The sequence below is a fragment of the Ensifer sp. EB106-05-01-XG146 genome, from assembly GCF_058791875.1.
The window spans coordinates 2,658,937-2,671,716 of the sequence record NZ_JBYTDX010000001.1 but is presented as its reverse complement, the minus strand read 5'-3'; the positions used below and the strand labels follow the sequence as shown (position 1 = coordinate 2,671,716).

General features: G+C 64.4%; 13 protein-coding genes. 6 read left to right on the top strand and 7 right to left on the bottom strand.

Features of this window, described 5'->3' with window-relative positions; genetic code table 11:
- Positions 1-74 precede the first annotated feature (74 nt).
- On the bottom strand, positions 75-1,154 hold the full coding sequence (locus AC3WVQ_RS13315; protein WP_090298347.1) for a YeiH family protein: 1,080 nt from the start codon (positions 1,152-1,154) through the stop codon (positions 75-77).
- Between the two features lie 80 nt (positions 1,155-1,234).
- Between AC3WVQ_RS13315 and AC3WVQ_RS13310 the strand changes: the two genes are divergently transcribed.
- From AC3WVQ_RS13310 to AC3WVQ_RS13300, 3 genes are all read left to right on the top strand, one after another.
- Positions 1,235-2,104, top strand: a complete 870-nt coding sequence (locus AC3WVQ_RS13310; protein WP_090298350.1) for a LysR family transcriptional regulator — start codon at positions 1,235-1,237, stop codon at positions 2,102-2,104.
- 82 nt (positions 2,105-2,186) lie between these two features.
- Positions 2,187-2,642 (top strand): GyrI-like domain-containing protein, encoded by a 456-nt coding sequence (locus AC3WVQ_RS13305; RefSeq protein WP_210336604.1) that lies wholly within the window; start codon positions 2,187-2,189, stop codon positions 2,640-2,642.
- 182 nt (positions 2,643-2,824) lie between these two features.
- On the top strand, positions 2,825-3,700 hold the full coding sequence (locus AC3WVQ_RS13300) for a DMT family transporter (protein WP_034803471.1): 876 nt from the start codon (positions 2,825-2,827) through the stop codon (positions 3,698-3,700).
- A gap of 147 nt (positions 3,701-3,847) precedes the next feature.
- Here the strand turns inward: AC3WVQ_RS13300 and AC3WVQ_RS13295 are convergent, their stop codons facing one another.
- The 3 genes from AC3WVQ_RS13295 to AC3WVQ_RS13285 all read right to left on the bottom strand — a co-directional run bounded on the left by AC3WVQ_RS13295 (position 3,848) and on the right by AC3WVQ_RS13285 (position 7,131).
- Positions 3,848-5,398, bottom strand: a complete 1,551-nt coding sequence (locus tag AC3WVQ_RS13295; RefSeq protein WP_090298528.1) for a DEAD/DEAH box helicase — start codon at positions 5,396-5,398, stop codon at positions 3,848-3,850.
- A gap of 294 nt (positions 5,399-5,692) precedes the next feature.
- Positions 5,693-6,793 carry a DNA alkylation repair protein gene (locus tag AC3WVQ_RS13290; RefSeq protein WP_090298356.1) on the bottom strand — a complete coding sequence of 367 codons (1,101 nt, stop codon included), beginning with the start codon at positions 6,791-6,793 and terminating at the stop codon, positions 5,693-5,695.
- A 38-nt stretch (positions 6,794-6,831) separates the two neighbouring features.
- A complete protein-coding gene (locus AC3WVQ_RS13285; protein ID WP_034789021.1) occupies positions 6,832-7,131 on the bottom strand; it encodes a hypothetical protein in 300 nt (99 codons plus the stop codon).
- 143 nt (positions 7,132-7,274) lie between these two features.
- On the opposite strand from AC3WVQ_RS13285, the gene AC3WVQ_RS13280 reads away from it, so the two are divergent.
- Positions 7,275-7,949 carry a helix-turn-helix transcriptional regulator gene (locus AC3WVQ_RS13280; RefSeq protein ID WP_090298358.1) on the top strand — a complete coding sequence of 225 codons (675 nt, stop codon included), beginning with the start codon at positions 7,275-7,277 and terminating at the stop codon, positions 7,947-7,949.
- Between the two features lie 127 nt (positions 7,950-8,076).
- Complete coding sequence (locus AC3WVQ_RS13275) at positions 8,077-8,526, top strand: host attachment protein (protein ID WP_034789016.1); 450 nt, start codon at positions 8,077-8,079, stop codon at positions 8,524-8,526.
- Positions 8,527-8,580: 54 nt separating this feature from the next.
- Here AC3WVQ_RS13275 and AC3WVQ_RS13270 read toward each other — a convergent pair whose 3' ends face one another.
- Together AC3WVQ_RS13270 and mnmC2 are read right to left on the bottom strand one after the other, a co-directional pair.
- Positions 8,581-10,167 carry a trimethylamine methyltransferase family protein gene (locus AC3WVQ_RS13270; RefSeq protein WP_090298361.1) on the bottom strand — a complete coding sequence of 529 codons (1,587 nt, stop codon included), beginning with the start codon at positions 10,165-10,167 and terminating at the stop codon, positions 8,581-8,583.
- A gap of 166 nt (positions 10,168-10,333) precedes the next feature.
- A complete protein-coding gene (gene mnmC2 / locus AC3WVQ_RS13265) occupies positions 10,334-11,050 on the bottom strand; it encodes a tRNA (5-methylaminomethyl-2-thiouridine)(34)-methyltransferase MnmC2 (protein ID WP_090298364.1) in 717 nt (238 codons plus the stop codon).
- Between the two features lie 39 nt (positions 11,051-11,089).
- On the opposite strand from mnmC2, the gene AC3WVQ_RS13260 reads away from it, so the two are divergent.
- On the top strand, positions 11,090-12,232 hold the full coding sequence (locus AC3WVQ_RS13260; protein ID WP_492382796.1) for an NAD(P)/FAD-dependent oxidoreductase: 1,143 nt from the start codon (positions 11,090-11,092) through the stop codon (positions 12,230-12,232).
- 58 nt (positions 12,233-12,290) lie between these two features.
- Here AC3WVQ_RS13260 and AC3WVQ_RS13255 read toward each other — a convergent pair whose 3' ends face one another.
- Complete coding sequence (locus AC3WVQ_RS13255) at positions 12,291-12,680, bottom strand: PRC-barrel domain-containing protein (RefSeq protein ID WP_034789006.1); 390 nt, start codon at positions 12,678-12,680, stop codon at positions 12,291-12,293.
- Positions 12,681-12,780 lie beyond the last annotated feature (100 nt).

Below are 12,780 nucleotides of genomic sequence, written 5' to 3'. Positions count from 1 at the left end.
GGTCGCAGAAAGTGGTTGCGACCGGGTGGGCAAGAAATATGCACTTGCTCTAAATTTGGACGCGGGCGCCGAAGCTAGCCGAGACCCAGGCAGACGATCGCGAGGACCGCGAGGAGACAGAGCACCAGCAGCGACAATGTGGCGGCAGCACTTGCACGCGGCCCGCAATGGGCGAGCGCGCGGATGTCGACCTCAAGGCCGAGGGCGGCCATCGCGATGACCGTCAGCCAGGTGGAGACCGTCACGGCGTCGGTCGCGAGTGTGTCGGAGATTGCGCCGCTGTTGCGGGCGATCGCAACGGCGAGGAAACCCAGAATGAACCAGGGAACGAAATGGAGGATCGTGGCGAGGCGCGACTTCCGTTGTCTGGGCGCTTTGCATTCCGGCTCGGTATCGCGGCTGCCAATTAGCGAGAAGCAGAAGACGACGGGGCCGAGCATCAGCACGCGCACGAGCTTGACCAGCGTGCCCACCTGGACCGAGAGCGGGCTGAAGGGGCTGGCCGCGGCCAGGACCTGGGGTACGGCATAGACGGTCATGCCGGCAAAGACGCCGTAGCCCTGGGGCGTCATGCCGAGCCAACCGCCGACGAAGGGCAGCGACAGGACGACGGCGATGCCGAGGATGGCGGTAAAAGAAATTGCAGCTGCGACCTCCTCGCCGCGGGCACCGATGGCCGGTGCGACGGCGGCGATCGCCGAGTTGCCGCAGATGGCGTTGCCGCAGGCAATCAAGGTCGCCAGGCGTTTCGGCAGCCCGAGCATGCGCGCAATCAGGTAGCCGGTGGAAATCGACAGAAGAACCATGGCGACGATAGTGACGAGCAGGGTCGGCCCGCTCGCTGCGATCGCGTCGAAGCTCAGCATCGCGCCGATTAGCACGATCGCTGTCTCCAGCAGGACTTTCGCCGAGAAGTGGATGCCGGAGAGGAAGCGGGGGCCGGGCGTCCAGAGGGTGCGGACGATAGCGCCGAGAAGGATCGCGAGAACGAGCGCTTCCAGCCAAGCGCGGCCGGTCCAGCGCCGCTCGATCCATTCCAGACCGATGGCCGCAAGTGCGACGAGACAGCAGAGGAAAAGGCCCGGAAGAATGCACGTCAGGCGGGAGGCGACTGAGGAAAATTGGGAGCGAAATGGGGAATGCGATCTGGACATGGGCGCAACCTACGCTCATCCATGAATCAGTCTAACGGATTATTCTTGTCATTCTGATCGATTTTTGCGATTGATCTTCCATGACACTCGATCAGCTTAAAATCTTCGTCGCGGTCGCCGAGCGGCTGCACATGACCAAAGCCGCCGAGGCGATGAACGTCACGCAGTCGGCCGCAAGCGCGGCCATCGCGGCGCTCGAAACCCAGCACGACATCAGATTGTTCGATCGCGTCGGCCGCGGCCTGACGCTGACCGATGCCGGCAAGATCTTCCTGCCGGAGGCAAAGGCGGTGCTCGCCCGGGCGCTCGCCGCCACCGCCTGCCTGCGCGATCTCTCGGAGCTTCGCCGCGGCGAACTGTCGATCGCCGCCAGCCAGACGGTCGCGAGTTATTGGCTGCCGTCGCGCCTTGCCCGCTTCACCCACGACTATCCCCAGGTCGACGTGAAGCTCACCGTGCGCAACACGGCCGTCGTCGCCGAGGCGGTGGAAGAGGGCACGGCGCAGCTCGGCTTCGTCGAGGGGCGCGTGGATGGCGCCAAGCTCGACCATCGCCGCGTCGCCGTCGATCGCATCGCCGTCTATGCCGCGCCCTCGCACGCGTTCGTTGGGGCTGCCGTCAATCTGGAAATGCTGCTTTCTGCGCGCTGGGTGCTGCGCGAGGAAGGCTCCGGCACGCGGGCAATGTTCCTGCAATCGATGAATGATCATGGAGCAGACGTCGATCGGCTCAGGATCGAGCTTGAGCTGCCCTCGAACGAGGCGGTGCTGACGGCGGTCGAAAGCGGTCCTTTCGTCACGGCCGTTTCCCGGCTCGCAGCACAACCTTTCGTCGATAGCGGCCGGCTCGTGGAACTGCCGTTCGAACTGGCTGAGCGCAGCTTCGAGCTTTTGACCCACCGCGAGAGGCAGTTCAGCCACGCGGCGCGGGCCTTCGTGGAACTGCTTTGAGGCAAATTCCGTTTTGCTCCAGGGCTTGCCATGCGGGAGACCCCTGGCAATCGCTGCAGGATCTCTTTTTTAAGAGGTGACCATGGTGTTCGAAATCGTCGAGAGACCCGCACAGCGCATTTCCGGATCGTTCTGGGAGGGCACCTTCGGCGAGGCGGCCGATGGTGCCGTTCGCCGGCTGATCGCCGAAATGCAGGGGCATCACCAGCATCTTCACCCAGGCGATCATGCAGCATTGGTCGGCATCTCCTGGAACGATCGCCCGGATGGATTCCGCTATCTCGTCGGCTATGTTTCCGACCTGGCAGAGACGACCGTGCACCCAGGCTTTGTCGACCTGCCGGCCATGCGCTTCGTCACGGCCCTGCATCACCCTGATAGCGGCGACGTCTTTGCCCATTACCAGAGAATGTTCGACTGGATCGCGGCCGAAGGCCACGCGGTCGATACCGCCTTGCTGCACTATCGCGAGGAGTACGATCCCGGTTTCGTCTCGCTGTCGCTATCCTCGCTCAGGCTGATGGTTCCGATTGGCTGATGCTTCCCATCAGAAAAATTGCTTTGACCATCGATACCGGCGCGGATACTTGCATGAGTGCTTAAATCGGAGGGATTTGAGCGCGAAATCAGCGGCAGATCAAAGCGTTACAACAGCCCGACGCGCTTCAGCGAGGGCGGTTCATTGCTTCCACCTGCCGCCGTCATTCCGATAGGCTCACCATGCTCGCCCGTCTGGCTCCCGCCATCTTCGTTCTGCTCTGGTCCACCGGCTGGGTGGTGGCGAAATATGCTGCGGTCTACGCAGATCCGCTGACCTTTCTCGTGTTGCGCTACACGCTGGCGATCGCGCTCTTCATCCTGTTCTGCGTCGTCACCGGCGCACGATGGCCGAAGTCCTGGAAAATGGCCGGTCATGCGATCGTGTCCGGCATGTTCCTGCACGGGCTCTATCTCGGGTCGGTCTGGTGGGCGATCGGCGAGGGCGTGCCGGCCGGCATTTCCGGCATCATCGCCGGCCTGCAGCCGCTGATGACCGCGGTCGCCGCGGCCTTCGTCATCGACGAGAGGCTGAGCACGCAGCAGAAGCTCGGGCTGGTGCTCGGCTTCTTCGGCATTGCGCTTGCCGTCCTGCCGAAGGTGCTGGCGATCGACACGGGGGCGACGCCGATCCACTTTCTGCCTGTGATCATCAACGTGCTCGGCATGGGCGCCGTCACCTATGGCACGCTCTACCAGAAGCGCCATCTGCAGAGCGGTGACATCCGCACCATCGCAGCGCTGCAATATCTCGGCGCGCTGATCGTGACGATCCCGCTGGCGCTGATGCTCGAAGACCTGCACGTCACCTGGAACCTCCAGGTGGTTCTGGCACTTGCCTGGTCGGTTCTCGGGCTCTCGATGGGCGCGATCGCGCTGCTGCTTTATCTGATCCGTCGAGGGCAGGTGTCGCGCGCAGCGTCGCTGATCTATCTCGTGCCGCCGCTTGCCGCCGTGCAGGCGTGGCTCTTCTTCGGCGAAGCGCTGACGCTGCCGATGGTCATCGGCACCATCATTGCCGTTGCTGGCGTCTATCTCACCAACCGCAAGCAGGCGTGAAGCACGACGCGCGAGAGTGTGAAGCGGTTTTGCAATTGCGACATGCGCATGGCCCAAAACTAAAACGGCGGGCCGAAGCGGCCCGCCGTTCACATTTCAAAGTTCTACGCTGGCTTTTGCGCGCCCGGTTGACGCGCAGCGCCTCGGTCAGCCCTGGTGGCCGCGATTGCCGCCATTGCCCCGACGCTGGCCCTGGCCGCCTTCGCGACGCTCGCCACCGCCACGGTTTTCGTTGCGGCCGCCATGGTTGCGCTCACGACGGTCGCCCTGCTTCTGGCCGGGACGTCCGTGGTGCTTCTTGCCTTCGTGGTTGCGGTTGCCTTCGCCACGGCCGTCGGTCTGCGGATGGCCGTGATCACGGCGCTCCTGGCGCTGCGGGCGACGCTCGTCGCGCAAAAGGTCGTCGCCGGTGAAGCCGCTGGTCGCAGCAACCGGCTCGCCGGCCGGACGCTCACGGCGCGGCGGACGGCCGCCGTTCTGGTGGTGACCGCCGCCATTGCCCTTGCGGTGGCCGGCGCCGTTGTTGCCACGGCCGCCGCGGCCCTTGGCCGGACGCGCCTGGTCGGCGGGAGCCTCGCCGCTGGCAACGGCAATGTTGATGCCCATCAGCTTCTCGATGTCGCGCAGCAGGCGGATTTCGTCCGGCGCGCAGAAGGCGATGGCGATGCCGTCGCGGCCGGCGCGCGCGGTGCGGCCGATGCGGTGAACATAGGCATCCGGCACTTCCGGCAGGTCGTAGTTGTAGACGTGAGTAACGCCGGGGATGTCGATGCCGCGGGCGGCGACGTCGGTCGCGACCAGCACGCGGATCTCGCCGTCACGGAAGGCCTTGAGCGCGCGCTCGCGCTGGCCCTGGCTCTTGTTGCCGTGGATCGAGGCGGCCTTGAAGCCGACGTGGTCGAGATGCTTCATCAGCTTCTCGGCGCCATGCTTGGTGCGGCTGAAGATCAGCGACAGGCCGTCCGGGTTCTCTGTCAGCGTCTTCTTGAGGATGGTCGTCTTCAGGTCCTTGCCGGGAACGAAGTGAACATACTGTTCGACCTTGTCGGCAGCCTTGCCCGGAGGCGTGACTTCGACCTTGACCGGGTTGGTCAGGTACTCGCCAGCAAGCTCGGCGATCTGCTTCGGCATGGTGGCCGAGAAGAGCAGCGTCTGGCGGTTCTTCGGCACCAGCTTGGAGATCTTGCGCAGGTCGTGGATGAAGCCGAGGTCGAGCATCTGGTCGGCTTCGTCGAGAACCAGGTAGCGGCCCTGCGTCAGCGTCACGGCCTTGCGGGCAACGAGGTCGAGCAGGCGGCCGGGGGTTGCGACCAGGATGTCGACACCGCGGGCGAGCTGTTCGGTCTGCTTGTTGATCGAGACGCCGCCAACGACAACGCCGATCTTCAGCGGTGACTTCTTGACGAACAGCTTGAGGTTGGCGGCGATCTGGTTGACCAGTTCGCGGGTCGGCGCCAGAACCAGGGCGCGAATGTTGCGCGGATCGGGGCGCTTGCCTTCGGCAACGAGCTTCTCGATCATCGGCAGGCCGAAGGCGGCCGTCTTGCCGGTGCCGGTCTGGGCGAGACCGATGAGATCGTTGCCCTTCAGCACCAGCGGGATCGCCTGAGCCTGGATCGGGGTCGGCTTTTCGAAGCCGTTGGCAGTCAGGGTTTCCAGAATGTGCTCGGAGAGGCCGAGATCTTTAAAGGTGGACAAATGCATATACCTTTTGGGGGCGCCAAACGCATTCGCCGGAACCGCATTGTTGCTGTTCCGGTGTCGTTCGGCGTCAAGAACCCCGCGTGAATTGGGAACTTGTGGGTTGAATTAAGTCGTCAAGCGCCTGTGCTGTACCGCCTATCGCGGTGATATGTGCGCTATCCTTCTTCACGGCTTTCGATGTCTGCCGAGGGCGCGCTCACGCGGCGGCCGGAAGGTGACGCTGGGCACCATGTCGTTGGTTTGGACGAAAAAGTCAAGGTCCATCTTTTCGCAGGTGCGAAATGAGATCTACTCAAGCGCGAGATCGAAGCCCGCTTCTGCCGCTTCCTGGCCGTTGACGAGGATGACGATGCGATGCGCGCCCGGGTAATAGCGACGGGTCGTAATGGGCCGGATCGCATGGCGTTTCTCGATCTCGATCGAGCCGCCGGGGACAAGCGTCGCGGATGTCCACTTGAAGACTTTCGGCGAGGTCGCACCGTTTGCCTTGCGATGGTGCACGGCGTAGTCGATCATCACCTTCTGGCTCGTTTCGGCGTCATGGCTGACGGCGAGGCGCAGGCCGAGGCTTTCGCCAAGCACGATGTCCGAACGATCGAGCGAAAAGCGCGCATTGATGCCGGCCGGGGGAGCGAAACCGAAATTGCCGAGCGCGTCCGCGTGCCCCTGCTTCAACAGCGTGCGCGAGGCGTGGCGCAGAAGCTGGCGGCGCTCCGGCGATGCGTCGCCGATCTGTTCGGCGACGAAAGCAGCCACCAGATCCGGATGGTCCTTGGCGATGTCGTTGAGGCTGTTGGCAACCGAGCGGCGCACATACTCCTCGGGGTCGTCGAGAAGCGCGATCAGGATCGGCAGGATCGGCTGCGGATCGCGGATGAGCTGCGGCAGTCGCATCGCCCAGGGCAGGCGCGGGCGGGTGCCTTCGCTCGCCAGTCGCCGGACGTGATGGTTGGGATCCTTCGTCCAGTCCCGGATCGTCGCGAGGGCGCGCTCCTGGTCGCGATCGATGAAGATGCGGATGCCGAACTCGGCTGTGAAATGCGGCGTCAGCGCCCGCAGCAGCGACAGCGAAAGGTCGAAGTCGTCGAGGCCGCGCAAGGCGACGTACTGGCTGAAGGGCAGGAGCGACCAGCCGCTGATGCCGTCGGCGCCGTCGCGAGGAAGGCAGGCGTGGAGGTTGGCGGCCGCCTCCGGAAACGCCTTCGGCAGCGTCTCGACCAGCGCGTCGCGGATCTGCAGCGAGCGCTGCATCAGCTCCAGCGCCTCCAGCCCGTCACCCGCAAGCGCCACGAACCTCTTGCGGTCGAAACCGGCGGCGTTGCGTTCGAGCGCATCGGCGATGGCGATGACGACACCGGGGTGCAGCAGATTCTTCAGTGGTTCGGCCATCGCTCAGGCAGTCCTTTGCTCGTCCAATTCCGGGCCGGTCAGATCCTCTGGCCGCCGCTAAAATGCTGCACGAGCATTACCGCGCTGATCGTCGCTGCGTAAGGTGCGAACTCCGGATCGACCCGGACGCGCTCTCCGGCCGATTGCGCAGCCTCCAGTGTCTCCCATTCGACCAGGTCTGCGAACATGCCCGAGGTCTCGCAGGAATCGACCGCACGCCAGGAGACGAAGCCCGGATAGCGGGAAACGGCCTGCATCGCTCGCTGGCGCGTGGCTGTGGCCGCCGGCCTGTCGGTGACGATGCAGACGGCGAGTTCAAGGATGTGATCGCTGGTCATGATGAGGCTCCCTGTGAGTTGTCGCTTGATTTAACACAGGGCAACTGACAGCCTTATGGCCATTATCGACGGTGCCGTGCTTGTGGACACGCGAGGCGCGCGGTAGCCCTTTTGAACGAAGTCTTGCCGCGGGGAGGCCAGGCATGAGACCCGCCGACCGGCTGTTTCGCATCATCCAGCTCCTGCGCGCGAGCGGCCGGGTGATGACGGCGCGCGAGATCGCCGAGAAGATGGAGGTCGCCCAGCGCACCATCTATCGCGACATGGAGCACCTGATCGCCTCCGGCGCGCCGATCGACGGCGAACGCGGTGTCGGCTATCTCCTGCGCGGTGCGTTCGATGCGCCGCCGCTTGCCTTTACCTTCGAGCAGCTGGAAGCGCTCGCTTTCGGCGCCCGCGCCGTGCAGATGCTCGGCGACGGCAGGCTCGCCCAGGCGGCGCGCGAGGCGATGGAGAAGATCGCCCATGGTCTGCCGCCCGAACATCGGCAGCGGCTGACAGCCGCGCCCCTTCGCGCCTTCCGCTCTTCGCTCCAGCCGGAACCGCCGGCGCTGCTCGGCGAGATCCGCCTGGCGATCGCCGGTCGCCGCAAGCTTCGCCTGGCCTATGACAGCCTCAAGGACGAACATTCCGAGCGCACCATCTGGCCGCTCGGCCTCAGCGTCTTCGGCCACTTCTGGCTGCTGACGGGCTGGTGCGAACTGAGGTCGGATTTCCGCGATTTCCGGGTCGACAGGATCAGCACGCTTCATGTCCAGCGCGAGCGTTACGAGGTGACGCCGGAACGCAGCTTCGAAGCCTATATCGCGCGGATGTGACCGGCGCATCCGGCCAAATAATCAGCATCATCGCCACCTTCCGATGGAACCGGATCGCCGCTCGTTCGTTTCCTTTACAGGGTCTTCATGACCCTTCGCGATCCACACCTTTCACTGGGAGACAATCGTGCAGAACCGGACTTGGATACTGGCCGCGGATGGCAACACCGCGCGCATCGTCAAGGGCGTGAACCTGTTGAAGGAAGAGCGCCAGCGGCCGGAGGAGGAGACCTTTCACACCGAACCGAAGCGCGTTCAGGACATCATGGCCGACAAGCCGGGCCGGTCGCATTCGTCCGTCGGACACGGACGCTCGGCCATGGAATACAAGAGCGATCCCGTTCGCGAGGAGCAGCAGCGCTTTGTTGCGGACGTGGCCGGAAGGCTGGAGAGCTACGCCGCCAACCATGCCTTCGACAGCCTGGTGATTTGCGCAGCACCCCGGACGCTTGGCGATCTCCGCAAGCAGCTTTCCGCCCATGTCCGCGAGCGGACAGTCGCCGAGATCGACCGCAACTGCGTGGCTGCAACCACCGAGCAACTGATCGCAACGGCACGGGCCGCGGTGTTTCCTTAAGGCTCGGCCGCAGCCGGACTTCGTAACGCTTTCCGGTTTACCCAAGGCGTCCCGTCAGAAGTCGGTGGGGACGCCGCCCTCGGCCTTGCGCTTGGCGACAAAGGCATCGAGTTCCTCCTCGATCGCCGGATCGAGGGGCGGGCGCTCGTATTCGTTCAGCTTCTGTTTGAAGATCCGGTTGGCGTGATCGTATGTCGTCGGCCGCCCGGCTTCGGTCCAGGTCTCGAAGTTGCGCCAGTCCGACAGGATCGGTGAATAGAAGGCGGTCTCGTAGCGCTGCAGCGTGTGCAGCGTGCCGAAGTAATGGCCGCCCGGGCCGACGTCGCGCACGGCATCGAGGCCCAGCGCATCTTCGCTGACATCAAGCGGGGTCAGGTATTCCGCCACCATCTGCAACATGTCGACGTCGAGAATGAACTTCTCGAAGGAGGCCGTAAGCCCACCTTCGGTCCAGCCGGCGGCATGCATGACGAAATTGCCGCCCCCTTGCGTCAGCGCCCAGAGCGACATGGCGGATTCGTAGGCCGCTTGAGCGTCCAGCGTATTGGCGGCGTTGGTGTTCGAGGTGCGGTAGGGGATGTTGTAGCGGCGGGCGAGCTGGCCCCCGGCGACCACCGCCTTCATGTATTCCGGCGTGCCGAAGGCGGGCGCTCCGGTCTTCATGTCGACGTTGGAGGTGAAGCCGCCATACATTACAGGTGCGCCGCGCCTGACCATCTGGGTGAAGGCGATGCCGCAGAGCGCTTCGGCGTTCTGCTGGACGAGCGCACCGGCGATCGTCACCGGCGCCATGGCGCCGGCGAGCGTGAAGGGCGTGACCACCACCACCTGGTTGCGCGAGGACATCTCGATGATGCCCTGCAGCATCGGCCCGTCGAGCCGGAGCGGCGAGGAGGTGTTGATGATGGTGAAGAGCGACGGCTCGCGCTCCATCTGCTCCATCGTGATGCCACGGCCGATGCGGGCGATCTCGATGCCGTCGGTGTTGCGCTGCTTGCCCAGCGAATAGACGTGGAACACCTTGTCGGTGAGCTTCACCATGTCGGAGAGGCAATCGAGGTGGCGCACCGAGGCATGGATGTCGACCGGCTCGACCGGATAGCCGCCGGTCGTGTGGACGATGTCATAGGACTGCGCGAGCTTCACCAGCTTTCGGTAGTCTTCCTGGTTGCCGGTGCGGCGGCCGCCGTCCCGGTCTGCGACGAACGGCGCGCTGGCGATCTGGGCGAAGACGAGATTGTTGCCGCCGATCGCGACATTGCGGGCCGGGTTGCGGGCGTGCATGGTGAAGGCCGGAGGAACAGAGGCGATCATGTCCATGATCAGGCCGCGGTCGAAGCGCACCCGGTCGGTGCCGGGTGTCACGGCGGCGCCAGCCGCCTTCATCCGCTCGCGCGCCTCCGGCAGGATAACGTCCATGCCGATCTCTTCGAGGATCGTCAGCGATGCCTCATGCACAGATTCAAGTGCATCATCCGAAAGTACGGTGGATTTCGCCAGCGTATTGACAAGATTGAGGTATTTCCCGCCGGGAGACTTGCGCACACGCTCGGCGCTGCGCCCGCCCGGGCGGCGTCGGCGCTCCAGCGGGGTCGAGGCTGCGTCGCCGGTTGCTGCATCGGGAAACTGATCGTCGTTCATGAAAGACCCACCGTGTTGCCGATGGGGAGTGTGTCGCAGATTCGAGACGGCGATGGCCCGCCATTTGCGACAGTTCAGTTCTCTTGTGGAGTAAAACGCTTGCGCTGACGCATTTCTGCAGTCGGATGGCGCAACCGTTCAAGACAGGCCGCAATCGCGACGAGCGCTAGGCTCGGTCGCCCCGCAGCATCTCGCGTTTGCCGGCAAAACCCTTGCGCTTCTCGACGGCAAAGCCTGCGGCCTGCAAATTGCGTCGGACGAAACCGGCGGCGGCATAGGTGGCGAAGCTGCCGCCGGGCGTGGTCTTTTCGAAGACCAGCCGCATCAGTTCCTCCGACCACATGTCGGGATTGCGCGACGGCGCGAAGCCGTCGAGATACCAGGCTTCGAACGGGTCTTCCGCGCGGGCGACGCCGCCGAGTGCCGCGCCGCAGACGACCGTGAGGCTGACGCCGTCACCAAAGTCGATCTGGACATCACCATCAGGCTCGACCGGCCAGCGCGAGGCCAGCGCCTGGTGCTCCGTGTCGATCTCTGGCCAATGGCTGAGGGCGCGCGAAATCTCTTCGGCCGCCATCGGAAAGCGTTCGAAGGACACGAACTGCAGCTGATCGCCAGCGGCCGCGGTCATCTTCCACTGGCGCCACGTCTCGCAGAAATTGAGCCCGGTACCGAAGCCGAGTTCGCCGATGCGGAAGGTGCCCGCACCGACCCAACGATCGGGCAGGCCGTTGCCCGACAGGAAGACGTGGCCGCACTCCAGCCGCCCGTCGGTGCGGCAATAAAAGTGATCGCCAAACTCCCGGGAATAGGGCATATCGCCCTCGTGCCAATCAAGGTTCTGGTGCGCCGGGGGCTCGATCGGGTCTGCGGATCCTGTCATGGCCAAGGCGATAATCCGCCGGCCGGAGAAGGTCAATCGATGAGCGAGCTTTTGGTCGTCGGCGGCGGCATCATGGGGCTGTGGGCCGCCATTTGCGCCACGCGCAGGGGCATGGCCGTGCGGGTCGCCGAGCAACAAGCGATCGGCGCAGGCGCCAGCGGTGGCCTTTTGGGCGCGCTCATGCCGCATATGCCGGATCGCTGGAACGATAAGAAACAGTTCCAATTCGACGCGCTTGTGACGCTCGAGGAAGAGATAGCGGCGCTCGAGGCGGAGACAGGGCTTTCGACCGGCTATCGGCGGACGGGTCGTTTGATCCCGCTTGCCAAGCCTCACCTGCGCGATATCGCCCTCCGGCACGAGCAGGATGCACGGAGCCATTGGCGCGCGGCCGACAGGCAGTTCCACTGGCACGTGAAGGACGACGGGCCTGAGGTCTGGCCGGGTGCTGCCGCGGCGGCGCATGGCATGGTCTTCGACACGCTCGCCGCACGGGTTTCGCCGCGTCGCATGCTTGCTGCGCTCCGCACAGCGCTCCTGCAGGCACCGAACGCCTATTTAGACGAGGGCAGGGGCGTGCGCCGGATCGAGCCGGAACGCGGCCGGGCCGAACTCGACGATGGCACCCGGATCGATTTCGAGCATTGCATCATCGCGGCCGGCGTCGGCAGTTTTCAACTGATCGACGACACGTCGGTGCCGCTGGCGGAAACGAGCGGCACGGCTGTCAAGGGGCAGGCGGCACTGCTGCGGGCGGAGATCGATCCGGCGCTTCCGGTGATCTTTGCCGACGGCGTCTACATTATTGCCCATGACGACGGCCATGTGGCGGTCGGCAGCACCAGCGAAAACAGTTTTGCCGATCCCCTGTCGACGGACGAGCAGCTGGATGAGCTGCTTCGGCGCGCCGTAGCGCTCGCGCCGCGCCTGGCGGGTGCCGAGGTGGTGGAGCGATGGGCAGGGTTGCGCCCGAAAGCGACGGGGCGCGAGCCGATGGCAGGCCGGCATCCGGACCATCCGAACGTCTCGGTCCTGACCGGCGGGTTCAAGGTGAGCTTCGGCATCGCACACCGCCTGGCGCGTTTCGTCGTCGAAGAGATCGCCGGTTCTCCGGCGATCGATATTCCCGATTCTTTCTTCTGCCGGAATCACATAGCCGCACTTCGCGAGAAACATCTTTAGGGCCGGACATGCGAAGGGCCCCGCCCGCGGCGGGACCCGAAAGATCGAAAGTCAGGCATTACATCCAGTAGGGCGGCACGCCGTAGTAGTCGTAGACACGGCGTCCGTTTTCCGCGTTCCAGTCGTATTCTTCGGTGCCGTGATATTTCGGCGCGTTTTCGACCTGATCGCGAGTCACATCAGTGCGATAGCCGCCGAGCTTCTCGTCATAGGTCAGCTTTGCCCAAGGCAATGGATAGTGGTCTTCGCCGAGGCCGAGAAAACCGCCGAAGCCGAGCACCGCATAGGCGACGCGCCCGCTGCGCTTCTCGATGATCACGCGCTCGATCGAGCCGATGTGTTTGTCGTCGGGGCCATAGACCCTCGTGCCTTCAACCTTGTCGCTTGCGATCAGGTCGTGGGTCTCCTTGATCCGGGCGTCCTGAAGGTTCGCATTGTGATAGGTCACGCTTCTTCTCCATCCTTGTTTTCCTACCTTTTAGGAACGGGCGATGGGCCGGATGGTTCCGAAAAACGAGGGGTGACGTTCGCACCGCTGCCGCGCTCAT